The organism is Bacteroides ilei (assembly GCF_900128495.1).
Taxonomy (GTDB): domain Bacteria; phylum Bacteroidota; class Bacteroidia; order Bacteroidales; family Bacteroidaceae; genus Phocaeicola; species Phocaeicola ilei.
Map to the genome: position 1 here is coordinate 3302639 of NZ_LT635801.1, position 24482 is coordinate 3327120.

At 48.2% G+C, this 24482-nt stretch carries 19 protein-coding genes, 1 tRNA gene and 3 rRNA genes; 11 read left to right on the forward strand and 12 right to left on the reverse strand.

Annotated elements, in window-relative coordinates; genetic code table 11:
• Nucleotides 1–4: 4 nt before the first annotated feature.
• The gene (locus tag BQ7489_RS14040) at nt 5–1024 is read left to right on the forward strand and encodes an electron transfer flavoprotein subunit alpha/FixB family protein (protein ID WP_072531580.1); all 1020 of its coding nucleotides are present in this window, start codon (nt 5–7) and stop codon (nt 1022–1024) included.
• Nucleotides 1024–2730, forward strand: coding sequence for an acyl-CoA dehydrogenase family protein (locus tag BQ7489_RS14045; protein ID WP_072531581.1), 1707 nt, complete (start codon nt 1024–1026; stop codon nt 2728–2730). The genes BQ7489_RS14040 and BQ7489_RS14045 overlap by 1 nt, the downstream gene beginning before the upstream one ends.
• 85 nt (nt 2731–2815) lie before the next feature.
• On the opposite strand, the gene BQ7489_RS14050 is transcribed toward BQ7489_RS14045, so the two are convergent.
• The gene (locus BQ7489_RS14050) at nt 2816–3169 is read right to left on the reverse strand and encodes a hypothetical protein (protein ID WP_072531582.1); all 354 of its coding nucleotides are present in this window, start codon (nt 3167–3169) and stop codon (nt 2816–2818) included.
• Nucleotides 3169–3714, reverse strand: coding sequence for an RNA polymerase sigma factor (locus tag BQ7489_RS14055; protein WP_072532202.1), 546 nt, complete (start codon nt 3712–3714; stop codon nt 3169–3171). Before BQ7489_RS14055 ends, BQ7489_RS14050 begins: the two co-directional genes overlap by 1 nt.
• A gap of 146 nt (nt 3715–3860) precedes the next feature.
• On the opposite strand from BQ7489_RS14055, the gene BQ7489_RS14060 reads away from it, so the two are divergent.
• Entirely contained in the window at nt 3861–4259 is a 399-nt protein-coding gene (locus BQ7489_RS14060; RefSeq protein ID WP_083580620.1) for a DUF6249 domain-containing protein, read from the forward strand.
• Nucleotides 4260–4329: 70 nt separating this feature from the next.
• On the opposite strand, the gene BQ7489_RS14065 is transcribed toward BQ7489_RS14060, so the two are convergent.
• Together BQ7489_RS14065 and BQ7489_RS14070 are read right to left on the reverse strand one after the other, a co-directional pair.
• Nucleotides 4330–5400, reverse strand: coding sequence for an alpha/beta hydrolase (locus tag BQ7489_RS14065; protein ID WP_072531583.1), 1071 nt, complete (start codon nt 5398–5400; stop codon nt 4330–4332).
• Complete coding sequence (locus BQ7489_RS14070; RefSeq protein WP_072531584.1) at nt 5393–6235, reverse strand: carboxymuconolactone decarboxylase family protein; 843 nt, start codon at nt 6233–6235, stop codon at nt 5393–5395. The genes BQ7489_RS14065 and BQ7489_RS14070 overlap by 8 nt, the downstream gene beginning before the upstream one ends.
• A gap of 165 nt (nt 6236–6400) precedes the next feature.
• Here BQ7489_RS14070 and BQ7489_RS14075 point away from each other — a divergent pair, with 165 nt between their 5' ends.
• Both BQ7489_RS14075 and BQ7489_RS14080 read left to right on the forward strand, forming a co-directional pair.
• Complete coding sequence (locus BQ7489_RS14075) at nt 6401–7297, forward strand: helix-turn-helix domain-containing protein (RefSeq protein ID WP_072531585.1); 897 nt, start codon at nt 6401–6403, stop codon at nt 7295–7297.
• Nucleotides 7298–7318: 21 nt separating this feature from the next.
• Nucleotides 7319–7720: a BamJ family beta-barrel-assembly machinery protein gene (locus BQ7489_RS14080; protein WP_072531586.1), complete on the forward strand. Its 402-nt coding sequence runs from the start codon at nt 7319–7321 to the stop codon at nt 7718–7720.
• A gap of 54 nt (nt 7721–7774) precedes the next feature.
• Here BQ7489_RS14080 and BQ7489_RS14085 read toward each other — a convergent pair whose 3' ends face one another.
• Together BQ7489_RS14085 and BQ7489_RS14090 are read right to left on the reverse strand one after the other, a co-directional pair.
• Nucleotides 7775–9223, reverse strand: coding sequence for a glycoside hydrolase family 28 protein (locus tag BQ7489_RS14085; protein WP_083580624.1), 1449 nt, complete (start codon nt 9221–9223; stop codon nt 7775–7777).
• Nucleotides 9224–9246: 23 nt separating this feature from the next.
• Nucleotides 9247–10476 carry an anaerobic sulfatase-maturation protein gene (locus BQ7489_RS14090; protein WP_072531587.1) on the reverse strand — a complete coding sequence of 410 codons (1230 nt, stop codon included), beginning with the start codon at nt 10474–10476 and terminating at the stop codon, nt 9247–9249.
• 879 nt (nt 10477–11355) lie between these two features.
• Here BQ7489_RS14090 and BQ7489_RS14105 point away from each other — a divergent pair.
• The 5 genes from BQ7489_RS14105 to cls all read left to right on the forward strand — a co-directional run bounded on the left by BQ7489_RS14105 (nt 11356) and on the right by cls (nt 18821).
• A 16S ribosomal RNA gene (locus BQ7489_RS14105) occupies nt 11356–12883 on the forward strand.
• A 229-nt stretch (nt 12884–13112) separates the two neighbouring features.
• Nucleotides 13113–15996 (forward strand): 23S ribosomal RNA (locus tag BQ7489_RS14110).
• Between the two features lie 94 nt (nt 15997–16090).
• Nucleotides 16091–16201, forward strand: a 5S ribosomal RNA gene (rrf, locus tag BQ7489_RS14115).
• The 16S, 23S and 5S rRNA genes sit together here, the layout of an rRNA operon.
• A 310-nt stretch (nt 16202–16511) precedes the next feature.
• Nucleotides 16512–17153, forward strand: a complete 642-nt coding sequence (locus BQ7489_RS14120; RefSeq protein ID WP_072531590.1) for a MarC family protein — start codon at nt 16512–16514, stop codon at nt 17151–17153.
• A 246-nt stretch (nt 17154–17399) separates the two neighbouring features.
• On the forward strand, nt 17400–18821 hold the full coding sequence (gene cls, locus BQ7489_RS14125) for a cardiolipin synthase (protein WP_072532205.1): 1422 nt from the start codon (nt 17400–17402) through the stop codon (nt 18819–18821).
• Here cls and BQ7489_RS14130 read toward each other — a convergent pair.
• Genes BQ7489_RS14130 through BQ7489_RS14140 form a run of 3 tightly spaced genes read right to left on the reverse strand, consistent with a single transcriptional unit; the run spans nt 18781 to nt 20851 of the window.
• Complete coding sequence (locus BQ7489_RS14130; protein WP_072531591.1) at nt 18781–19347, reverse strand: RsmD family RNA methyltransferase; 567 nt, start codon at nt 19345–19347, stop codon at nt 18781–18783. The two genes, cls and BQ7489_RS14130, sit on opposite strands and share 41 nt — an antisense overlap.
• A complete protein-coding gene (locus BQ7489_RS14135; RefSeq protein WP_072531592.1) occupies nt 19338–20156 on the reverse strand; it encodes a DUF3822 family protein in 819 nt (272 codons plus the stop codon). The genes BQ7489_RS14130 and BQ7489_RS14135 overlap by 10 nt, the downstream gene beginning before the upstream one ends.
• Nucleotides 20157–20164: 8 nt before the next feature.
• A complete protein-coding gene (locus tag BQ7489_RS14140; RefSeq protein ID WP_072531593.1) occupies nt 20165–20851 on the reverse strand; it encodes a hypothetical protein in 687 nt (228 codons plus the stop codon).
• Nucleotides 20852–20947: 96 nt separating this feature from the next.
• Here BQ7489_RS14140 and BQ7489_RS14145 point away from each other — a divergent pair, with 96 nt between their 5' ends.
• Nucleotides 20948–22369 (forward strand): ATP-dependent DNA helicase, encoded by a 1422-nt coding sequence (locus BQ7489_RS14145; RefSeq protein WP_072531594.1) that lies wholly within the window; start codon nt 20948–20950, stop codon nt 22367–22369.
• A gap of 60 nt (nt 22370–22429) precedes the next feature.
• On the opposite strand, the gene BQ7489_RS14150 is transcribed toward BQ7489_RS14145, so the two are convergent.
• The 3 genes from BQ7489_RS14150 to BQ7489_RS14160 all read right to left on the reverse strand — a co-directional run bounded on the left by BQ7489_RS14150 (nt 22430) and on the right by BQ7489_RS14160 (nt 24481).
• Nucleotides 22430–22511 (reverse strand) — tRNA-Leu (locus BQ7489_RS14150).
• Nucleotides 22512–22586: 75 nt separating this feature from the next.
• Nucleotides 22587–23627, reverse strand: coding sequence for a S41 family peptidase (locus BQ7489_RS14155; protein ID WP_072531595.1), 1041 nt, complete (start codon nt 23625–23627; stop codon nt 22587–22589).
• A gap of 2 nt (nt 23628–23629) precedes the next feature.
• On the reverse strand, nt 23630–24481 hold the full coding sequence (locus tag BQ7489_RS14160) for a DUF3316 domain-containing protein (protein ID WP_072531596.1): 852 nt from the start codon (nt 24479–24481) through the stop codon (nt 23630–23632).
• Nucleotide 24482: the final 1 nt, after the last annotated feature.

Sequence of the window (24482 nt, forward strand, 5' to 3'; positions counted from 1 at the left end):
GACTATGAATAACGTATTTGTATATTGTGAGATGGAAGGCAAGCATGTTGCCGATGTCAGTCTCGAACTTTTGACTAAAGGCCGTAAGCTAGCCAATCAGTTGGGATGCCAACTGGAAGCCATTTGTGCCGGCAGTGACCTTGCAGATGTAGAAAAACAAGTTTTGCCATACGGGGTAGACCGTGTACATGTGTTCGATGCCCCGGGCTTGTTCCCTTATACTTCACTCCCTCATACTTCTATCCTTGTGAATTTGTTCAAGGAAGAAAAGCCTCAGATCTGCCTGATGGGTGCAACCGTTATCGGCCGTGACCTTGGCCCGCGTGTATCTTCAGCTCTGACAAGTGGTCTGACAGCCGACTGTACCCAGTTGGAGATCGGCAGCCATGAAGACAAGAAGAGTGGTGTTACATACGAAAATCTGTTGTACCAGATCCGTCCGGCATTCGGCGGTAACATTGTAGCTACCATTGTCAATCCGGAACATCGTCCGCAGATGGCTACCGTCCGTGAAGGTGTGATGAAGAAAGAAATCGTAGATGCTGGTTATCAGGGTGAGGTAATCCGTCACGATGTGGCTAAGTATGTGCCTGAAACCGATTATGTAGTGAAAGTGATCGACCGTCATGTCGAAAAGGCAAAGCATAACCTGAAAGGTGCGCCTATCGTGGTTGCCGGTGGTTATGGTATGGGTAGTAAGGAAGGTTTTGATATGCTTTTCGAACTGGCAAAGGAACTTCACGCTGAAGTAGGTGCCAGTCGTGCCGCAGTCGACGCCGGTTTCTGTGAACACGACCGCCAGATTGGTCAGACCGGTGTTACGGTACATCCGAAATTGTATATCGCATGCGGTATTTCCGGACAGATTCAGCACATAGCCGGTATGCAGGATGCGGGTATCATCATCTCTGTGAACAGTGATCCGAATGCGCCGATCAATGCTATCGCTGATTATGTAATCAACGGAACGGTGGAAGAGGTGATTCCGAAAATGATTAAGTATTACAAAAAGAACAGTAAATAATGGCAAACTTTTATACAGAACATCCGGAACTCAAGTTTCACTTGAACAATCCGATGATGGAGCGTATCTGTCAGTTGAAAGAACGCGATTATAGAGATAAAGATGAGTACGATTATGCACCGCAGGATTATGCGGATGCTCTCGACTCTTACGATAAAGTGTTGGAAATTACCGGTGAAATCACAGGTGAAGTGATTGCGCCCAATGCCGAAGGAGTAGACCAGGAAGGTCCGCATCATGCCAATGGCCGTGTGGAATATGCATCGGGTACAAAGGCGAACCTGGATGCTATGGTCAAGGCCGGTTTGAACGGAATGACAATGCCCCGCCGTTTCGGTGGCTTGAACTTCCCGATTACACCGTACACCATGTGTGCAGAAATTGTGGCACAGGCCGATGCTGGTTTCGGTAACATCTGGTCTTTACAGGACTGTATTGAAACACTGTATGAATTTGGTAATGAAGACCAGCACAGTCGTTTCATTCCGCGTATCTGTGCCGGTGAAACAATGTCTATGGACTTGACTGAGCCGGATGCCGGTTCCGACCTTCAGAGTGTAATGCTGAAAGCCACATACGATGAGGCCAATAAGTGCTGGCGTCTGAACGGTGTGAAACGTTTCATCACGAACGGTGATGCCAATCTGCATCTGGTGTTGGCCCGTTCGGAAGAGGGAACTCACGACGGTCGTGGTTTGTCTATGTTCATTTATGACAAGAATGACGGTGGTGTAGATGTGCGTCGTATTGAGAATAAGCTGGGTATCCATGGTTCTCCGACTTGTGAACTGGTTTACAAGAATGCGAAGGCTGAACTTTGCGGCGACCGCAAGCTCGGTTTGATCAAATATGTCATGGCATTGATGAACGGTGCCCGTTTGGGTATCGCGGCACAGTCAGTAGGTTTGAGCCAGGCTGCCTACGATGAGGCGTTGGCATACGCAAAAGACCGTAAGCAGTTCGGTAAGGCGATTATCGAATTCCCGGCAGTGTACGACATGTTGGCTACCATCAAGGCCAAACTGGATGCTGGGCGTGCTTTGCTGTATCAGACTTCCCGCTATGTGGATATCTATAAGGCTTTGGACGATATTGCCCGTGAACGTAAGTTGACTCCGGAAGAACGTCAGGAACAGAAACGCTATGCTAAACTGGCCGACAGCTTTACTCCGTTGGCAAAGGGTATGAATTCTGAATATGCCAACCAGAATGCGTACGACTGCATCCAGGTACATGGTGGTTCCGGTTTCATGATGGAATATGCCTGCCAGCGTATTTACCGTGACGCCCGTATTACCAGTATCTATGAAGGTACAACCCAGCTACAGACTGTAGCCGCTATCCGTTATGTAACCAATGGCTCTTATGCTGCCACTCTGCATGAATTCGAGGCCATGCCGTGTGCTCCTGAATATGAGGCTTACCTGGACCGAATCAAGGAGATGACCCGTAAGTTCGAGACTTGCACCAATGCAGTGAAGGAAGCCCAGAACCAGGAACTGCTGGATCTGGTGGCACGTCGTCTTTATGAAATGGCGGCCGTAAATGTAATGAGTCATCTGTTGATGCAGGATGCAATGAGGGCGCCGGAATTGTTTGCCAAGTCGCTCGATGTATATGTGAACTATGCCGAGTCGGAAGTGGAGAAGCATTTCAATTTTATCCGTAAGTTCAAAGCTGAAGAATTGGCTAATTATCGCCAGTAACCGATAGGAACATACTGAAAGACAAGAAGCCTGCTCCGGTTCCGGAACGGGCTTCCTGTCTTTTATTGCATTAAGTAGGGAATGATTATTTTAACAGGCGTTGTCTGATATTCTTCTGCAGCCAGAAATTGAATATCAGCAGCAGGAATGCGGCGATAACCGCGGGTAGCCAGAATATGATTGTCGAACAATCGGGCAGTCGGTTGAAAAAGTCTGCCAGCTGTTCTTTGTATAACCGTCCCAATACGATGGCAGTACCTGTTCCTAGAGTTATGGCAATTATCCATATGGCAAGAAAAGTACGTCTTTCCTGTTTTTTTTCGTGCAGGTATGCATATTGGTTTACCTGCTGCATCATGCGGTAGGTAAAGTTGCTGGGCAGTTTGAATGTAGGTCGGTTTTCTGCCGCTTTCTTCAGTCCTTTGTCTGTTTTCATCATTAGTTGTCCTCCTGCATTAAGATATATAATTTTTTTCTTAACCGATGTAATTTTACTTTAATGTTTCCTTCTGCCTGATTCAGTATATGGGCAATTTCTGAAACAGGTTTGTTCTCTTCGTAAAAGAAAGTGATGAGTGCCCGTTCGTCGGGCGAAAGTCTGTCCAAAGCATGTTGCAGTTTGGCTATCTGTTCTTCCGAGTCATCATCGAGGGCATCGTCTACTTCCGTGTCCGACAGGTTTGACCAAAGCCGGTCATCAATGGACAATACCTCTGCATCTTTTTTTCTCAATGCTGTAAGTGCCGTATTATAGGCTATGCGGTATATCCAGGTGGAGAAAGAGCTGTTGCCATTAAAGGACTGTAGGTGTTCGAACGCTTTCATGAATGTATCCTGTGTCAGCTCTTCGGCGTCTTCCGGTGAACTGACCATGCGGACAATCAGGTTGAATACCTGTTGCCCGTAGGTATCGAGGAAATAGGCGTATTCATCGGTAGCACCGTTCAGGATACGGGTAATGATATGTAGTTCGTCACTTTTCATTTGTCCTATTAGACGCTGTATTACCAGAGAGGTTACAGAGAAATAAAAAAAATTTTTTGTTACCTGAAATGTAACCATTTGCAGGTATCTGCGTCTAATAGGGCAAAGAAACAAAATTATTCACATTTAATAAATAGATATTGATTATGGACGCTGTATTTATTGTCGGTATTTTATGGATTGTTATTTATAAGATATTCGAATTGTTTGTAGGCCGTCGTGAACGGATTATGGTAATAGACAAATTGACTCCCGAAGGCTTGAAAGAAAAGTTGCTGCACAATAATATGAATCTGATAGGAGGCTCCTATTCAGTCTTACGTCTGGGATGTCTGGCTATTGGAGTCGGGCTAGGGCTGTTACTTGGCTTTTTTCTGGAAGTCAGTATGAGGAGCGGTCAGGCTCGTGTTTATATTGATGATATGGATACACTTGTTTCTATTATCTATGGGGCTTCAGTCTTATTGTGTGGTGGTATAGGTTTGTTGGCAGCCTGGATTGTTGAAATCGTGAGGGAAAGAAAAAGCAATGATCGTCGTGTATAAATAAAAATGCACTTTGGCCTTTTTTACGGGACAAAGTGCATTATTTGTACAAAACTAAAACGATGGACGGTTATTTCAGATATTCATGAAAGAACTTCTCTATTTTATCGAATGGAATCTTTTGCAGATTGTCATATAAGTCTACGTGGCTGGCTCCTGGAATAATCATCAGTTCTTTGTTGTCTCCTTTCAGCTTTTTGAAAGCGTCTTCGCTGAAATAGCGTGAGTGTGCTTTCTCACCGTGGATAATGAGTACCGCATTTCTGATTTCACTGCTGTATGAAAGGATAGGCATGTTGATGAACGATAGGGCGGAAGTCTTGTTCCATCCGTTATTGGAATTCAGTGAACGCTTGTGGTATCCGCGTGGAGTCTTGTAGTAGGCATAATAGTCCTTCACGAACTGAGGAGCGTCGGCAGGTAACGGGTCTACTACACCTCCGGCAAGTGCATATGTACCGCTTTTGGCATCGGCGGTGCGTTGGGCGTTCAGTTGCTTGCGGAGCTCGTAACGCTGGTTCTCGTCCATTGAATCAAAATATCCGTTTGCGTTTACACGGCTCATGTCATACATGGTTGAGGCGACTGTAGCCTTGATCCGGGTATCGATGGCGGCGGCGTTCAGTGCAAATCCTCCCCATCCGCAGATACCGATGATACCGATCCGTTCCGGATCTACGTCGTCACGTATGGAAAGATAGTCGACTGCAGCGCAGAAATCTTCCGTATTGATGTCGGGAGATGCTACGTAACGGGGTTCTCCACCGCTTTCACCGGTGAAGGAAGGGTCGAAGGCTATTGTGAGGAAGCCTCTTTCGGCCATAGTCTGGGCGTAAAGCCCGGATGACTGTTCCTTGACAGCTCCAAACGGTCCGCTTACAGCAATGGCTGGAAGTTTGCCTTCCGCATTTTTAGGTATGTACAAGTCGGCTGCCAGTGTGATGCCGTAGCGGTTTTTGAATGTGACTTTGCTGTGGTTGACTTTGTCACTTTTCGGGAATACTTTATCCCATTCGTCTGTCAGTTGTAGGTTTTCCATAGATTGCTTGTTTGAATTATTGTTGTCGGTTGCCTTCAGATTGGGTATTCCTATCAATATGGCGGCCGTTACAGATATGATATATCTTGAAATATTAATCATGTGATTTTTCGGATAAGTGGTTATATAATTCATCGGTTACCGGTTCCAGCCATTCATTGTTGGTATTCTCACCGGAAATTTCAAATGCCAGATGGGCGAACCAACTGTCGGTAGCGGCTCCGTGCCAGTGTTTTACGTTGGCCGGAATATGGATAACTGTGCCCGGCAGGATTTCAACGGCCGGTTTGCCTTCTTCTTGGTACCATCCTCGTCCGGCTACTCCGATAAGCATCTGGCCTCCGCCTTTTGTGGCGTGATGGATGTGCCAGTTGTTCCGGCATCCCGGCTCAAACGTAACGTTGGCTATGCTCACCTGTTCGGATGAAATCGGAGCCAGATAGCTGTTCCCTGTGAAATAACGGGCATAAGCTGTGTTCGGTTCCCCGATTGGGAAGATCATTTCACGCTGGAATGTAGCTTTGGCATCTTCCTTTTCTGTAGTTGTCTCGTCATTCCATACTTCTTTGGCCAGATTGAATGCAGCCCATACTTTAGGCCATCCGGCATAGAAACCTATGTGGGTGAGGATTTCGGAAATTTCAGTACGGGTGATGCCATTCTTTTTTGCCGTCTGCAGATGGTATTTCAGAGAGGTATCTGTTATCCCCATACTGACCAGAGAAGTGACGGTTATCATACTTCTGTCACGCAGGCCTAATTTGTCGGTCCGGCTCCACACCTCACCGAAAAGTACATCGTCATTCAATTCCGCAAATTTGGGTGCAAAGGTACCCAACTGCTCTCTTCCTGCAGTTTGTTTGATTTTAGTCTGTGCCATAACAGTTGTTGTTAAATTCATTATTGTCAACAATAAATAGATCAAATATTTTTTCATAGCTTTTGGATTTTCGACATTGCAAAATTAACGGATGCCGGAAGGAATGGCTGTATACAGATTAAGGGAAGAATAACCCGGATTGCTGTTTATATATGTATAAGTATTATTTATTTGATTTTAGTTTTTACATTTGTGGTGTAAGTAGTAAGTAGAATGTGAAATATGGATCAGATTATTCAGTTAGACAGTATTGACACCTATAACCGGCTTTATGGGTTGCCTACCTTGCATCCGTTAGTGGCAGTTGTGGACTTGACCAAGGCTACGCGTATGCTGAATCATGTGAAAGTGAATTACGGTATTTATGCCTTGTTTCTTAAAAATGGGGTGAACTGTACGTTAAAGTATGGCCGTCGGAATTATGATTACCAGGAGGGGACCATTGTGAGCTTTGCTCCGGGACAGACAGTTGAGGTAGAGATGCTTGACAATGAGATTTCGCCCGAAGTCTATGGTCTGCTGTTTCATCCCGATTTGATTCATGGCACATCTTTGGGTGACAAGATAGGACAATATACTTTTCTGGATTATGCCCAAAATGAAGCCCTGCATCTTTCTGAAAAAGAACGTGATATTATTATAGATTGTCTGCATAAGATAGAGTATGAACTTGATTATCCGGTAGACAAGCATAGCCGTAGTCTGCTGAATGCACACATTGAGCTGGTGCTCAATTATTGCCTCCGTTTCTACGACCGGCAGTTCTGTACCCGTGCCAAGGTGAACAGTGATATCCTTACCCGTTTTGAACAATTGCTGAACGATTATTTTAACGGGGATGAGTCGAAGAACGGATTGCCGTCGGTAAAATTCTTTGCCGACAAGATTTGTCTGTCGCCCGGATATTTCGGTGATCTGATCAAGAAGGAAACCGGACGGACAGCACAGGAATATATCCAACGGAAAGTGATAGAGCAATCCAAGCACAGATTGCTGGGATCAGGTCAGAGTGTCAGTGAAGTGGCTTACTCTTTAGGCTTTCAGTATCCGCAACATTTTATCCGTCTGTTCAAGAGGGAAACCGGCGTGACTCCCGGGGAATATAGGAAACAGAGTTGAAAATGGCGTTTTTTTTAAATTATGGCAAAGAAAGAAGAATACAGGAAGGCGAATCTGGAGTTTCTGGAGAGGGTTGCCTCGGAAGAGGGGGTGGTGAAACATCCGTCGGGAATCCTCTATAAGGTTTTACAGCAGGGAACAGGAACCCGTACACCTGGTTTGCGCAGTATCGTATCGGTGCATTATAAAGGGACACTGGCCGATGGGCATGAGTTTGACAATTCATGGAAACGTAACTGTCCCGAGGCTTTGCGGCTTTCGGATGTGATTGACGGGTGGCAGATAGCCTTGCAGATGATGCATGTAGGCGACCGATGGTTAGTCTATATACCTTATGAGTTGGGATATGGGGCCCGTACTTCCGGTCCGATACCCGGATTTTCAACGTTGGTTTTTGAAATAGAACTATGCGGTATCGCATAATTCGTTGAAGGAACGGAAGAGGGGAGTGGTGAGTCATTCCCCTCTTCTGTTATGTTATTCCTTTACTTTTTTCCCGTTGATATACAGGTCTTTCATTGTAATGTCACTTACATTTTCAATGCGGTTCCCATCTTTGGCTACATTGTTGAAATGGCAGTCTTCTACCGAAATGTTCGAAACGTATTTGTCGTCATCCAGTCCGATGGCTACAATGCCGTATTGGCTTTTGTCGCAGGTCACGTTTTTCAGGTGTACGTTACGTACGATGGGGTTGAATCCCCGGTTGCATTTTTCGTTGCTTTCGTATTGCAGGTTGATTTTCAGAACTGCTTCTTTACATTGTCCTACTTTTATGTTGCGCACGAAGATATTTTCAATGACACCTCCCCGGCAGGTATTGGTCTTGATACGGATTACACGGTCCAGTTCAGGACTGTCCATTATACAGTTTTCGACATAAAGGTTGCGGTAGCCTCCCGAGATTTCACTTCCTACCACTACACCTCCGTGTCCGTTTTTCATCTCACAGTTGCGCACAATGATGTTTTCACTTGGACGGTTCCATTTGCGTCCGTCTTCATTGCGACCTGATTTGATTGCGATGCAGTCGTCGCCGGTGTCGAACAGGCAGTTTTCAATCAGCACATTTTTGCATGATTCCGGGTCGCACCCGTCGCCGTTAGGTCCACGGTTGTATATTTTTACTCCACGTACTATCAGGCTTTCACACAATAATGGATGGATAACCCAGAACGGGGAATTGAGCAGGGTTACGTCCTCAATGAGGATTGTATTGCACAGGTATAGGTTGATGAGCTGTGGACGCAGACCGTCTTCGGGTGTCATGACACGTTCATAGACGGGGCGTTTCAGTTCGGCATATCCCATCAGACGTTCACGGCTTCCCAGTTTCTGGCTCACGATGCCTTCTTTCCATCCGTAGTGCAAAGCTCCGCACATGGGCCACCAGGCTTCCATCGATCCCTGGCCGTCGATGGTTCCTTTGCCTGTAATGGCAATGTTTGTTTCACCGTAAGCATAGATAAGCGGATGTGCATTGTAGCAATCGAGTCCTTCCCAGCGGGTGAGGACTGCCGGGAAATATAACTTCTGGTCGGTTACGAATTTCAATGTAGCTCCTTCTTCCACATGCAGGTTCACATTGCTTTTCAGTGTGAGCGGTCCTGTATAGAAAGTTCCTTTGGGTACCAGTACGGTTCCTCCTCCGTTCTGACTACAGGTGACAATGGCCAGGTTAATGGCCTCGTGACAAGGTTCGTCGGGGGTATCCGGACGTGCGCCGAAGTCCCGGATATTGTAGACTTTTTCGGGGAAATTGGTACGTTTGATCTGTTTTTCAATGTTGGTACATTCACTGAATGCCTTGTCGAAGTCAATTTCTGATGCGTAGAGTGTGTTTCCTGTCAATAACACCAGAAAGGCGAGTGTCAGTTTTTTCCACCATGCAGAGGGGGGAATCGGATAGTGTTTTTTGTTTTCCATAATTGAGTTTAATAATTAATGTTTTAGGTTAAATAGTTTTTTGATATTGCTTCCATAATGTTTGCCGGTGCCCGTTGGGCTAACAGTTCTTTTTTCATGTAATCCATGTAGGGCGCAACGTGTTTGAAAAAAAGGAAATACCCTTTGCATAAGTAGTTCAGTCCCGGATCTCCCGACGGTGTATGAGTGAAACGGTTTTTGGGACATTCTCCGTTGCAGGCGAAAAGGTATTCACATTCCTTGCATTGACGGGGGAGTTTATCGGATTTGTCTTGTCCGAACTGTAGCTGGCGGGGACTGTACATCATTTCAACCAGCGTGTCTTTATAGATATTCCCCAGCTTGTATTGTGGAAAGACAAAATGGTCGCATGCGTATACGTCGCCGTTAAATTCCATGACTCCGGAATGGCCGCAGGTCTTGTCCATCGAGCAAAGTCCGGGAGCTTCGCCTACCCAGTTGGCTAAGGTCGAGTCGAACAGTTGGACAAAATAGTAACCGACATCATTTCTTACCCATTCATCGAATATGTTGCAGAGAAAAGTTCCCCATTCATCGGGGCTAACCGAAAAGTCTGTGACATCTGCCGTTTCAGTTTCATCGGGGGCAGCCAGGTATCTTCCGTCTTCATGTCTGTTGAGGCGTTCCACTACAGGTGTAAATTGGATATAACGGCATCCTATTTCTTTGAAAAAACGGTAGAACCGTAGCGGATCCTTTACATTGATGTTGTTGATGGCGGCCATGGCATTCCATTCTACGTGATATTTGTTCAATAGTTCAATTCCTTGCATTACCTGTTTGAAAGTACCTTCCTGTCTTTTATCTTTTCTGTACGTGTCATGGAATTCTTCCGGCCCGTCAATGGAAACTCCTACCAGCCATTTGTGTTCATGGAAGAATTTACACCAATCTTTGGTCAGTAGCGTTCCATTTGTCTGAATGCAATTGTCTATGTTTCTGCCTTTTCCGTATTTTTTCTGTAATTTGATTATTTTTTCATAGAAAAACAGGGAGCGTAGCAAGGGTTCTCCTCCATGCCAGGTGAATAATACGTTGGGGGTTGTCTGGCTTTCTATATATTCACGTATGAACTTGTCAAGAAGTTCATCGGTCATGATTTGCTTTTTGCTTTCTTTATATAGTTGGGATTTTTCCAGATAGTAGCAATACCTGCAGTGTAGGTTACATAATGCACCGGCTGGTTTGGCCATTATGTAGACCGGATAGCCAAATGGTGATGGTATATTCATAGGGTTTGTTTTTAAGGGCTAAGGTAAGTCATTTTTTTATTATTCCCATCATCAGGCTGGATATAAAGACTGAATTTTCGGAATATTTTTTCCGATTTTCCAAACGTCTTGTTGTTTTGTTTGAAAGATGCGTTCATTTTCCGTAGAAGATGAAGTCGTTTTGTGTATGATTCCAAGTCGTTTTTTACAGAAGATGAAGGTGTTTTCAGGAAATTCCAGGTTCTTTTTCGCGCTCACGTGCGCATTGCGCATGCGTGCGCCCGAATAGGAGTATGTGTCCCCCGTAAAGCCCCCTTCAGTCCTCCCGAAAAAATCTTCCTCCCTATATTCCTGCCTTCCAACGTGTTACAATCCGGTTACAGGAAAAGCGGAAAAAAATTCCGCGTGAGGCTTGCGGAATTCCGAAAAGTGCGTACCTTTGCAACCGCTTTCGAGAGAGAAACGCGGTAAAGATGCAAATCTGAGATTGACACAGTGTAAGCGGAGAGCGGACGTAAGGCGCTGCACCGAGTATCTTACCTTGCATGGAGGCAAGGGAGCGAGAAAGGATAAGCCCGGAATCCGCGGCCTGAATTTCCATTGTTGTTTACATACAATGGAGACGCGCTGAAAAATTTTTCCGAAAAAATCTTCGAAAAAATTTGGATGTTAGAAAAATCCGCCTTACCTTTGCAACCGCTTTCGAAAAGGAAGCAGGATCTTTGAAAGACTTTAGATAAACAAACAAGATGTAGTACAAGAAGGTCATGACCCCTTTGGGGTTGTGATTGAATGAAAGAACCGTCAATACTTTATAGTAATAAGGTAAAGAAATCGGCATCCTGGACAGAGCAAAAAGAAGATATGTACCTTCGGGTATGTGTCCGGAAAAGATATTCTACAATGAAGAGTTTGATCCTGGCTCAGGATGAACGCTAGCTACAGGCTTAACACATGCAAGTCGAGGGGCAGCGGGATTGAAGCTTGCTTCAATTGCCGGCGACCGGCGCACGGGTGAGTAACGCGTATCCAACCTTCCGCATACTCGGGAATAGCCTTTCGAAAGAAAGATTAATGCCCGATGGTATCCTAAATGCACATGCGAGTAGGATTAAAGATTCATCGGTATGCGATGGGGATGCGTTCCATTAGATGGTTGGCGGGGTAACGGCCCACCAAGTCGACGATGGATAGGGGTTCTGAGAGGAAGGTCCCCCACATTGGAACTGAGACACGGTCCAAACTCCTACGGGAGGCAGCAGTGAGGAATATTGGTCAATGGGCGAGAGCCTGAACCAGCCAAGTAGCGTGAAGGATGAAGGTCCTACGGATTGTAAACTTCTTTTATACGGGGATAAAGTGACCTACGTGTAGGTCATTGCAGGTACCGTATGAATAAGCATCGGCTAACTCCGTGCCAGCAGCCGCGGTAATACGGAGGATGCGAGCGTTATCCGGATTTATTGGGTTTAAAGGGAGCGTAGACGGGTCGTTAAGTCAGCTGTGAAAGTTTGGGGCTCAACCTTAAAATTGCAGTTGATACTGGCGTCCTTGAGTACGGTTGAGGCAGGCGGAATTCGTGGTGTAGCGGTGAAATGCATAGATATCACGAAGAACCCCGATTGCGAAGGCAGCCTGCTAACCCGCCACTGACGTTGATGCTCGAAAGTGTGGGTATCAAACAGGATTAGATACCCTGGTAGTCCACACGGTAAACGATGGATACTCGCTGTTGGCGATACACTGTCAGCGGCTTAGCGAAAGCGTTAAGTATCCCACCTGGGGAGTACGCCGGCAACGGTGAAACTCAAAGGAATTGACGGGGGCCCGCACAAGCGGAGGAACATGTGGTTTAATTCGATGATACGCGAGGAACCTTACCCGGGCTTGAATTGCAGACGAATTACGAGGAAACTTGTAAGCCGCAAGGCGTCTGTGAAGGTGCTGCATGGTTGTCGTCAGCTCGTGCCGTGAGGTGTCGGCTTAAGTGCCATAACGAGCGCAACCCTTGTCGCCGGTTACTATCAGGTGAAGCTGAGGACTCCGGCGAGACTGCCATCGTAAGATGTGAGGAAGGTGGGGATGACGTCAAATCAGCACGGCCCTTACGTCCGGGGCTACACACGTGTTACAATGGGGGGTACAGAAGGCCGCTACCCGGCGACGGGATGCCAATCTCCAAAGCCCCTCTCAGTTCGGACTGGAGTCTGCAACCCGACTCCACGAAGCTGGATTCGCTAGTAATCGCGCATCAGCCACGGCGCGGTGAATACGTTCCCGGGCCTTGTACACACCGCCCGTCAAGCCATGAAAGCCGGGGGTACCTGAAGTGCGTAACCGCGAGGAGCGCCCTAGGGTAAAACCGGTAATTGGGGCTAAGTCGTAACAAGGTAGCCGTACCGGAAGGTGCGGCTGGAACACCTCCTTTCTGGAGCGATGCCGACACCGGTTCTTTCCCTTGTACTGCAGGGTTTGTTTATTTGATATACAAGAGGATGAGGGAGGCTGGAGGCCGGCCCGCAAACGGTTCAAGCCCGTGATTCTCTCCACAAGAATAGGTCTATGACATGATGTAACAAGCAAAAAGTAATTTTCAGTACAGAGCTGAAAGTATATGTCATCCCACTCCGCGCAAAAGCGGAAGTGTGAACGTGATAAGGAAAGTAGAGAAGGGCGCATGGCGGATGCCTTGGCTCTCGGAGGCGAAGAAGGACGTGATAAGCTGCGAAAAGCTGCGGGGAGGTGCAAATAACCCTTGATCCGCGGATCTCCGAATGGGACAACCCGATACCTTGAAGAGGTATCATCCATCTTATGATGGAGGCTAACGCAGGGAACTGAAACATCTTAGTACCTGCAGGAAAAGAAAATAAGAATGATTCCCCCAGTAGTGGCGAGCGAACGGGGAAGAGCCCAAACCGCTCATGTTACGGCATGGGCGGGGTTGTAGGACCGCGACGTTGCAAGCAATCTCGTGAATGGAACTGTTTGGAAAATCAGACCGTAGACGGTGAGAGTCCGGTACATGAAGCGAGACGAAGCATAGCGGAATCCTGAGTATCGCGGGACACGAGGAATCCTGCGTGAATCCGCCGGGACCATCCGGCAAGGCTAAATACTCCCGAGAGACCGATAGCGAACCAGTACCGTGAGGGAAAGGTGAAAAGCACTTCGAACAGAAGAGTGAAAGAGTACCTGAAACCGTGCGCCTACAAGCGGTCGGAGCTTCTTTATGAAGTGACGGCGTGCCTTTTGCATAATGAACCTACGAGTTACCGTGTCTGGCAAGGTTAAGGGGCATGAGTCCCGGAGCCGAAGCGAAAGCGAGTCTGAATAGGGCGTCGAGTCAGATGCGGTAGACGCGAAACCAAGTGATCTACCCTTGGCCAGGATGAAGTCTGGGTAACACCAGATGGAGGTCCGCACCAATAAGCGTTGAAAAGCTTCTGGATGAGCTGAGGGTAGGAGTGAAAGGCCAATCAAACTTGGAGATAGCTCGTACTCCCCGAAATGCATTTAGGTGCAGCCTCATGAATTACTGCTGCGAGGTAGAGCGACTGATAAGATGCGAGGGCTTCACCGCCTATCAAGTCTTGACAAACTCCGAATGCGCATCAGTTCGATCATGGGAGTGAGGGCATGGGTGCTAAGGTCCGTGCCCGAGAGGAGAACAATCCTGACCACCGGCTAAGGCCCCGAAATGACAGCTAAGTTAAACTAACGAAGTCTGATTGCTAAGACAGCTAGGATGTTGGCTTGGAAGCAGCCATTCATTTAAAGAGTGCGTAACAGCTCACTAGTCGAGGAATCGGGCGTGGATAATAATCGGGTATGAAGTTGTCTGCCGAAGCCGTGGGATATGCAAGTATCGGTAGGGGAGCATTCCATTCGGCGTTGAAGGCGCACCGTGAGGTGTTCTGGAGCGTATGGAAAAGCAAATGTAGGTATAAGTAACGATAAAGGGGGCGGGAAACCCCCTCGCCGAAAGACTAAGGTTTCCTGATCAACGCTAATCGGATCAGGGTAAGTCGGGACCTAAGGCTCAGCCGAACGGCGAGGCCGATGGCAGAAACGGTCAAGATTCCGTTACTACCTTACAGGGTGACGTGGAGACGCAGAAGTGGCACTGCCGCGGGCTGACGGAATAGCCCGTTGAAGAGTGTAGGCGTAGATTCCCGCAGGCAAATCCGTGGGGAGAGCCGACCTTGAGAGTACACCAATTCCTCCGGGATGCGGTGACAGCGCAGGTAAGCAGACTGCCGAGAAAATCCGCTAAACATAACCTGTAAGGTACCCGTACCGCAAACGGACACACGTAGTCGGGTTGAATATACTAAGGCGCTTGAGTGAATCACGGTTAAGGAACTAGGCAAACTGACCCTGTAACTTCGGGATAAAGGGTCCCTCCTCGCAAGAGAGGGCGCAGAGAATAGGTCCAGGCAACTGTTTAACAAAAACACAGGGCTGTGCGAATATGAAAGTAGAAGTATACAGCCTGACACCTGCCCGGTGCTGGAAGGTTAAGAGGAGACGTCATCGCAAGAGAAGCGTTGAATTGAAGCCCCAGTAAACGGCGGCCGTAACTATAACGGTCCTAAGGTAGCGAAATTCCTTGTCGGGTAAGTTCCGACCTGCACGAATGGTGTAATGATCCGGACGCTGTCTCAACCGTGAGCTCAGTGAAATTGTAGTATCGGTGAAGATGCCGATTACCCGCGATGGGACGAAAAGACCCCGTGAACCTTTACTATAGCTTAGCATTGGATTTGGGCACGCGATGTGTAGGATAGGTCGGAGGCTTTGAGACGGGCACGCCAGTGTCCGTGGAGCCGCTGTTGAAATACGACCCTTCGTTTGTTTGAGTTCTAACTCCCGGGTGGAGGACATTGCTTGGTGGGTAGTTTGACTGGGGTGGTCGCCTCCAAAAGCGTAACGGAGGCTTCTAAAGGTGCCCTCAGGACGATCGGTAACCGTCCGCAGAGTGTAATGGCATAAGGGCGCTTGACTGGGAGACAGACAGGTCGAGCAGGTAGGAAACTAGAGCATAGTGATCCGGTGTTTCCGAATGGAAGGGACATCGCTCAAAGGATAAAAGGTACTCCGGGGATAACAGGCTGATCCCTCCCAAGAGCTCATATCGACGGAGTGGTTTGGCACCTCGATGTCGGCTCGTCACATCCTGGGGCTGGAGAAGGTCCCAAGGGTTGGGCTGTTCGCCCATTAAAGTGGCACGCGAGCTGGGTTCAGAACGTCGTGAGACAGTTCGGTCTCTATCTATCGTGGGCGTATGAAATTTGCGTGGCTCTGACACTAGTACGAGAGGACCGTGTTGGACCGACCTCTGGTTTACCGGTTGTGCCGCCAGGTGCATCGCCGGGTATCCAAGTCGGGATCGGATAAGCGCTGAAAGCATCTAAGTGCGAAGCCGGCCACAAGATTAGATTTCTCAGGGTCGTCAAAGACGATGACGTCGATAGGATGCAGGTGTAAAGGTGGAGACACCAAAGCCGAGCATTACTAATTGCCCGTATTCTTTCCTTGTCCCCCCCCCAAGAGGGACGGATGCCATATACGTTCGGCCAGTAAGGCTGGAGATTGCGGTTTGCTTGTGAGTCATGACATCATATAACGAAATTCAGGTGACTATGGCACGAAGGTTCCACCTCTTCCCATTCCGAACAGAGAAGTTAAGCTTCGTCACGCCGATGGTACTGCGTAAAAGTGGGAGAGTAGGTAGTCGCCGTCTTATCAAGGCCCCGAGGTCAGTCCGACTTCGGGGCTTTTTTTATGTCTATACGGAAAGAATTATGAGGGTAGATCGTTGCCGGTTATGGAGTAAAAGAGCTACCTTTGTAATGAACATAGATATTTAATAAATGAATATAGATAATTATAGATAATAGATAATAGTTAAGATAGTTAAGATAGTTAAGATAGTTAAGATAGTTAAGATAGTCAAGATGAATTAGATATTAAATGAATGAATATAGATATTAAATAATAAATGAATATAGATATTTAACTAATAGTTGTATTAACCTTATTTATCGATTTGTATGGATATCTTTTCTTTTGCGTTGCTTTGTTTTACATCGTTCTTTACATTGACTAATCCGTTAGGGACGATGCCTGTTTTCCTTACCATGACCAATGGTCTGGATGACAAGGAACGTCATCATATTGTGCGACGTGCAACAATCATTTCGTTCGTTATTCTGCTGGCGTTTACGTTTTGCGGACAATTCCTCTTTAAGTTTTTCGGTATTTCCACCAACGGTTTCCGTATAGCTGCCGGTATTATCATCTTGAAGATAGGTTATGATATGCTTCTGGCGCGTTATACCAATACGAAACTGAAGGACGAGGAAATCAAGACTTATGCCGATGACATCTCCGTCACCCCTCTTTCCATTCCGATGCTGTGCGGTCCCGGTGCCATAGCCAACGGCATTATTCTGATGGATGATGCTACCAACTGGGAGCTGAAGGTTACACTGGTCGTAGTGATTGCCATTGTATATGTCTTGACATACCTGATTCTCCGCCTCTCTACCAGACTGGTCGACCTGATCGGCGAAACGGGTAACAACGTGATGATGCGTCTGATGGGACTTATCCTGATGGTGATAGCCGTAGAATGTTTTGTCGGTGGAATGAAGCCGATATTGGTCGACATCATTGCGAACGCCCGGGCCTGAGCGATGAAAATATATTTAACAACATATCGCGTTTAAAAAATATTTATAAAATTTGGCTATATATCTAAAATATTTTATTTTTACATCAAAGTAGAAAACAAATAGAAATATTCTCTCTTATAAAGTTTACTATATGTCGGTGCAGTTGACTTTGTGAAAAGTTGACTGCATTTTGTTTATACATATGTCTTGTTATTATGGAAATACTTGTATATTTACGAGGATGACAATTCTGGAGTGGAAACCATGGTTATTAATGAATTATTTTCGGTTGTGTTTAACGTGCTGTATTTTGCCGTTATTTTGACTACAATCTTCATTGTGATACTGGATAACCGTAATCCGGTAAAGACAATGGCATGGATTCTCGTGCTGTTCTTTTTACCGGTTGTGGGGCTTGTATTCTATTTCTTTTTCGGCCGGAGCCAGCGTAAGGAGCGTCTTATCAGCAGGAAGGGGTATGCGAGGTTGAGCAAGCGTCCGATGGCGGAATACCAGGCCCAGCAATCCATCAAGGCCCTGGAGAAAAATCCGGTCCTGTCCTTTTTCTCGCGGGTGAATACGGCACTGGCCTTTCCCGGGAACGACCTGAAGATCTATACCGACGGATATTCCATGCTTCAGGCGCTCATGCATGACATTTCCCTAGCCCGCCATCATATCCACCTGCAGTTCTATATCTTCGAGAACGATCCGGTAGGACGTATGCTCCGGGATCTGCTTATAGACAAGGTAAAGGAAGGCGTCAAGGTACGTCTGCTTTACGATGACGTGGGTTGCTGGAATGTGGATCCTCTGTTTTACGACAGCATGCTTTGTGGCGGCATCGAGGTGAGGAGTTTCCTGAAGGTGAAGTTCCCCCGCTTTACGAGTAAGGTGAATTACCGCAACCACCGCAAGATTGTGGTCATCGACGGAAAGACCGGCTACATAGGGGGGATGAATATTGCCAGGAGGTACGTGAAGGGATTTCCCTGGGGGATATGGAGGGATACGCACGTAAGACTGGAAGGGAAGGCCGTATACGGGCTTCAGACGGCTTTTCTGACCGACTGGTATGCCATTGACCGTACGTTGTTCACATCGGCCGAATACTTCCCTAAAATGGGCGATAAAGGCAGTACCGTGGCCCAGATCGTGACCTCCGATCCGGTGGGCGAATGGCATGACATCATGCAGGGGCTGATGAAGGCCATCTGTTGCGCCCGCCATTATTTCTATGTGGAATCGCCTTATTTCCTGCCTACGGAGGAGATCATGACGGCTTTCCAGACGGCGGCCCTGGCCGGTGTGGATGTGAGGGTCATGCTTCCCAAACGGGCGGATACTTTTCTTACGCACAAGGGATCCATGTCGTATCTGGACGAGCTCATGAAGGCGGGGATAAAGGTTTACCTGTACAAGAAAGGCTTCCTCCATTCCAAGCTGATCGTTTCGGACGATGAAATCTCTTCCGTGGGGTCGACCAACATGGATTTCAGGAGTTTTGAACATAATTTTGAAGCCAATGCCTTTTTCTACGACAAGAGAACGGCACTGGCTTTGAAGGAGGTCTTTCTGAACGACCAGAGAGACTGTATGTTGCTTTCACCCAAGATCTGGGACAAGCGTCACTGGAAAAATAAGGTTACAGAGTCGGTTGTACGTCTGCTTGCTCCGTTGCTCTGAAGAAGGAGAAGTTCACGCTCCCGTAATGACGGTGCTCCACGAAGTTAGGATGTTTTTCGAAACTCAGGTCCTTCCCGTGTTCCAGGACGAACAGGCCGTCCGGTTTGAGCAGATTGGCCCCGAAAACCTTGTCGGGGATTTCCGGCAATTCCTTCAACGCATACGGAGGGTCGGCGAAGATAAAGTCGAACTGCTCGCTACACCGTTCCAGGTAGCGGAACACGTCGCCTTTCATGGGGAACCACCGGTCGGTCTTCACCTCTTTCATCACTTTGCAGATGAAGGCATAGTGTTGCGGGTCCTTTTCTACCGAGATGACCCTGTCGCACCCGCGTGAAACCAGTTCGATGCTGATGCTTCCCGTGCCGGCAAACAGGTCGAGCGCCGTCACGTGGTCCTCGAAATCGAAATAGTTCGACAGGACGTTGAAGAGGTTCTCTTTGGCAAAATCGGTTGTAGGACGGGCCTTGAAGGTATGGGGGACATCGAAACGTCTCCGCTTGTAGATACCACTGATTACTCGCATATAAGTAAGGATTGTATGTCAAACGGAATGTCTTCGATCGGGTTGGTATGCGATTCGTTGAAGTCCGCTTGCGGGTTAATAATGAATACACGCCGGATGTATTTCTTAAGCTGGAGGACGAGTCCGTTTTTCCATTCGGAGAGTCCTGTCAGATGAAGTTCGTCGTTTTCCTGGTCGTACCCGAGCTGGTTCCACACATTGAGCAGGTAGTAGCAGCAATCTTCCAGCGAAGTGACGGAATAGGAATTGACCAGTTGGAGCCTTCCCTTTTCGAAGCAGAACACGTCGACGCTGGCAGGATGCAGGTTGGCGTAGAGCTTGTAGTTGTTGCCTTGCCTGCTACGGCCCGACAGGTATTCTATCTGGGGGCTCACCGTCGAGAAGAAACGCGCTTCCGGAAATTGTTCGGAAAGGAAAAGGTGAGTCAGCTTGTCGATGGAGAACAGGATTGCCACATTGCTCTTACCCAATACGTTGCATAACACGATTTCATTGTTCTGTTTGGGCAGGTTCTGGTAGAAGAGGGTTTCCGATAGTTCGTCTTCGAACAGTTCGATGGGAACCGGAGTGTAGCGTGAGGAATGGACCAGAATGTTGGTCTGTCTGTATTTGTTTTTCAGCTCGTCGGTAGCGGCCAGAAAGGCTTTGACGTTGGCGGCCATGGACTGCTGTGTGTTGACGGGCCAGGAGCGGAAATAGAAGTCGCTCCCCCCCAACGGGTTATAGATAGAAAAAGAAAATCCATCCGTACTGAGACGGATGGATAATGTATATTGTTCAGATTTTGAAAAATCTATCTTATCGGTCATAATATGGATTATTCCCAGTTACCTGCGTTGTTGTTAGGCTGTTCGATATCACCGACTCTCAGACCGCAATATTTGCCTAATTTTTCCTGAACGTCTTTCAGGTTGATCAGTTCCTGCTTGTTCAGGTCGCCCAAGTAAACATCATATGCAACCTGTGCCTGGAACAGGTTCAGAGGAGCACCCGATTTGGTAGTATCCTGACGTACGGCCATTTCGAATTTGGCACCGTTACCGTAAGGAACGTATGGCAATGAATCCGGATTGAATCCTTTTTCAAAGATTGTATCCATAACAGCTACCCACATTGTATCACGACGGAAGTTGGTGAGGCCTGCTTCTTCAACTTCTTTCCAGTTACCGGTCTTCTTGGCTTTTTCAATCATGGCAACCGCCTTCTTTTCGGTCATACCGTTGTTCAACTGGTCGTCGGTCAAAGCACCGATTTTCATGATGAACGGAAGTTTGGCTGTTTTTACGAATTGGATCAAGGTATCGAAGCTTGCGGTATATGCGCCGTTGTGAACGCCACGATATTCTACCTGAGCTTTACGGATATCGATCAGACGAGTGATGATCGCTTTTTCACGGATTGCTTTTTCTTTGTCGAAGTTGATAGGACCCATAATACTGCCATAGCAGATGTAGACTAAGGCAATGACACAGACCGCCAGTACAAGATTAATAACTGTTTTCATGATAATATTCTTTTTTTTTAGTTTATATTCGTACCGCAAAAATAAATAAATTACTTGAACCGCATTAAAGTTGGGTGAACTTTTTATACGATATTTATGTTAAATGATAATTTATCGCAGCAAATTAAGCGAAATTTTTTCTATAAACCAACAGAAGAGCAAGAATTTGCTATCAATTCTTTCGCAAATTTTTTATTATCTTCCGATTTTGACGGTATCTTCCTCCTGAAGGGGTATGCCGGCACCGGGAAAACCTCGCTCACCAGCGCGTTGGTGAAGACCCTCGACCAGCTGAAGCAGCGTTGTGTCCTGCTGGCTCCCACCGGTCGCGCCGCCAAGGTCTTTTCACGCTATGCCTCGCACCCGGCCTATACCATACACCGGCGCATTTACCGCCAGCGCTCGTTTTCGAACAGCCTGGACAACTTTGCCGTCAATACCAACCTGCATCAATATACCTTATTTATTGTAGACGAGGCGTCTATGATAGCCAATGAGGGCCTCTCGGGGGGCATGTTCGGGAGCGGCCGCCTGCTTGACGACCTGGTACAGTACGTATACGCGGGCCAGGGATGCCGGCTGATGCTGATAGGCGATACGGCCCAGCTTCCGCCGGTGGGCGAGGAGGAAAGTCCGGCCCTGTCGGCCGCCATGCTCTCGGGCTACGGCCTGAACGTTACGGAGCGTGTCCTTACGCAGGTGGTGCGCCAGGAGCAGGATTCGGGCATCCTGTTCAACGCCACCCGCATCCGTGAATTCGTGACGGAAGACGCGTACGGCCTGTTCCCGGCCCTCCGCCTCCAGGGCTTTGCCGATGTCCGTACCGTGCCCGGAAACGAGCTGATCGAAACCATCAACGAGTGTTATGAGAAGGTAGGGATGGACGAGACGATGATTATCTGCCGGTCGAACAAGCGGGCCAACCTCTATAACCGGGGGATCAGGAACACGATCCTGTACCGGGAGGACGAGCTGAATACGGGCGACATGCTGATGGTGGCCAAGAACAACTATTACTGGGGGGCGGAGTGTAAGGAGATGGACTTTATAGCCAACGGCGACATCGCGGTGGTGCGCCGTGTGCGCCGCGTGCGTGAAATGTACGGCTTCCGTTTTGCCGACGTGACCCTGGCTTTCCCCGATTACGGCGATCTGGAGCTGGATACCCGTATCCTGCTGGACACGTTGCACTCGGACGCCCCTTCCCTCACGAAGGAGGAGGCCGACAGGCTTTTCTACGCCGTGCTGGAGGATTACGCCGATATCACTACCAAGGCGGGAAAGATGAAGAAGATGAAGGAAGATCCCTGGTACAATGCCCTGCAGGTGAAGTATGCCTATGCCGTGACCTGCCATAAGGCTCAGGGCGGCCAGTGGAAAAGGGTATTCCTGGATCAGGGCTATCTTACGGAAGAGATGCTCACCCCCGACTATTACCGCTGGCTGTACACGGCCTTTACCCGTGCCACGGAAGTGCTGTATCTGGTAAACTGGCCGGCGAACCAGGTAGAGGGATAAAAAAAATAAAACCCTCTACAATCACTTGCGGAGGGTTTCACCTACTTTTTTGAAAAAATGTGCGCCAAATAGGACTCGAACCTACACGTCTCACGACACCAGATCCTAAGTCTGGCGCGGCTACCAATTACGCCATTGGCGCCCTTTTCATGAGTTAACAAATTATTATTTTGGTGACGCAAAGGTATGTTTTATTTTTAAATCTGCAAAACATTTTCTAATTATTTTTTAAAATATGGCAGGCGGTTTCTATCAGGGTGTCTTTTCCCTTCTGCATGTCTTCACTGCTCATGTCTACTTTCACGTCCGGATCTATCCCGAATTCAAGCTGGTTCATCTGGGGGTCGAACATGGGGCTGGCCGAGAAACGTATGGACCACCCGTTGGGGATTTCCGAGGTATAGGGAAGTCCCGATCCGCCTCCGGTCTTGTCGCCCACCAGCGTGACGTTGGGGAACTGGTTCATGCTGTTCACGAAGTCGTTGGTAGCGCTGTATGAGCGCCGGTTGGTGAGCACCACCGCCTTTTTCTGCCAGCGTATACCGTCCGACGGTTCTATGTAGACGGGTTTGGGCTCTGAAAACTCATCGTGTCCCGGGCCGGTCTTGTGGCACATGTAGCCCACCAGCACCTTTTCGTTGGTGAAGCGTGCGGCCAGTTTCTGGGCGGTGGTGAGGTTTCCCCCGCCGTTGTTCCGCACGTCGATAATCAGACCGTCGCACACGGCCATCTGGTTCAGCGTCTGGTCCAGGTTGCCGTCGCCTATGCCGTCCGAGAAGCTCGATACATAGATGTAGCCGATGTTGTTTTCCAGAATCCGGTAGGTGAGCCCCGACGAAATGGTATAGTCCTTTCCCAGGTAGTTGCTCTGGATGCTGTCACTGAAGTTGCGCGGATAGCTGTCGAACCATTCGCGGTATTGCGACGTGGCCAGCGAGCTGCTCAGGTTCACATGACCGTCGCGCAACTCGTTCACCATGTCCGAGAGGACTTCGAACAGGGCTTCCGAGGGCATGGAGGAAGTGATGCGCCGGGCGTACCGTTCGTGCACCTCGTCCCAGTCCAGCCCGTACACCTCTTTCTTGTAGTCGAGGAAACAGTATTGCCGGTCTATGATCTGCCAGAGCGCTTCGAAATTGGCTTCGGGAGTGTTTCCGCTCACGTCTTCACGGATGCACGATGCAAGCGTGGTACCGCTCAGGACGGCGGTCCACACACATATCATATATAATAGGAAAAGATGTATCTTTTTTTTCATAATCAGAACGGTGTTTGTTTTTCGGGCATGCTTATCTTGTTCTTTCCCCGCAACATGTACATGTTACGTACAAATCCTATCATGAAGCAATGCGAATAAGAATGGCTTTTCAGGTTGTTTACCTTGGCCTGCCGGATGTCACAGCTATAGCCCGCCCGGATAACGGTAGTGTTTATCGGGAAGTCGAGGGTAAGCATCTGCCGGAGCGAAGGGCTGTTGTGCAGGGAGGTGAACACCACGTTCCTCCCCCCGTTGTGCAGGGAGAATATCTCGTAATACGATTCGCCGTATTCGGGCGAGAACATGGCTCCCAGCAGAGGCAGGTCGGCCTGGTAGCGTAGCGTGAACGGGCAGTGCCCGATGCGGAACTTATAGATGGCCATGGCAGATGCCCCGAGGCTTCCGTATGCCTTGGCCTGTGCCGGGTTGTTCGAGTTGCGCAGGTTATAGACCACACCCCCGTTGAGGTCGAGGACGGGGCCTGCCAGAATCTTGAGTTGCGGACTCAGGCGGAACCGGTAATGCAGGGCATAGCTCCAGTTCACCAGTCCGGCATACATGTGGGCGTTCCCCGCCGGGTTTTCCGTATACGACAGGTTGCCCTGTATGATGCTTTGGGTAGATACGTTTCCTCCCATCAGGCGTGTCATGCGCATGCGTTCATGCATGAACCTTATTTCGGCTCCGGTATATTCCAGCGGAGAGAGATACGTTTCGAGCGTATTGTTGTATCCGATGCCGAACAGCGTAGAGCGCATCACGTACCGTGTGGCCCAGAGGCTGTCTTCCTGCGCGTACACGCCTGTTGCGGCGCACAGGGCAAGTAGTATCAGATAAATCCGTATTTTCGTCATG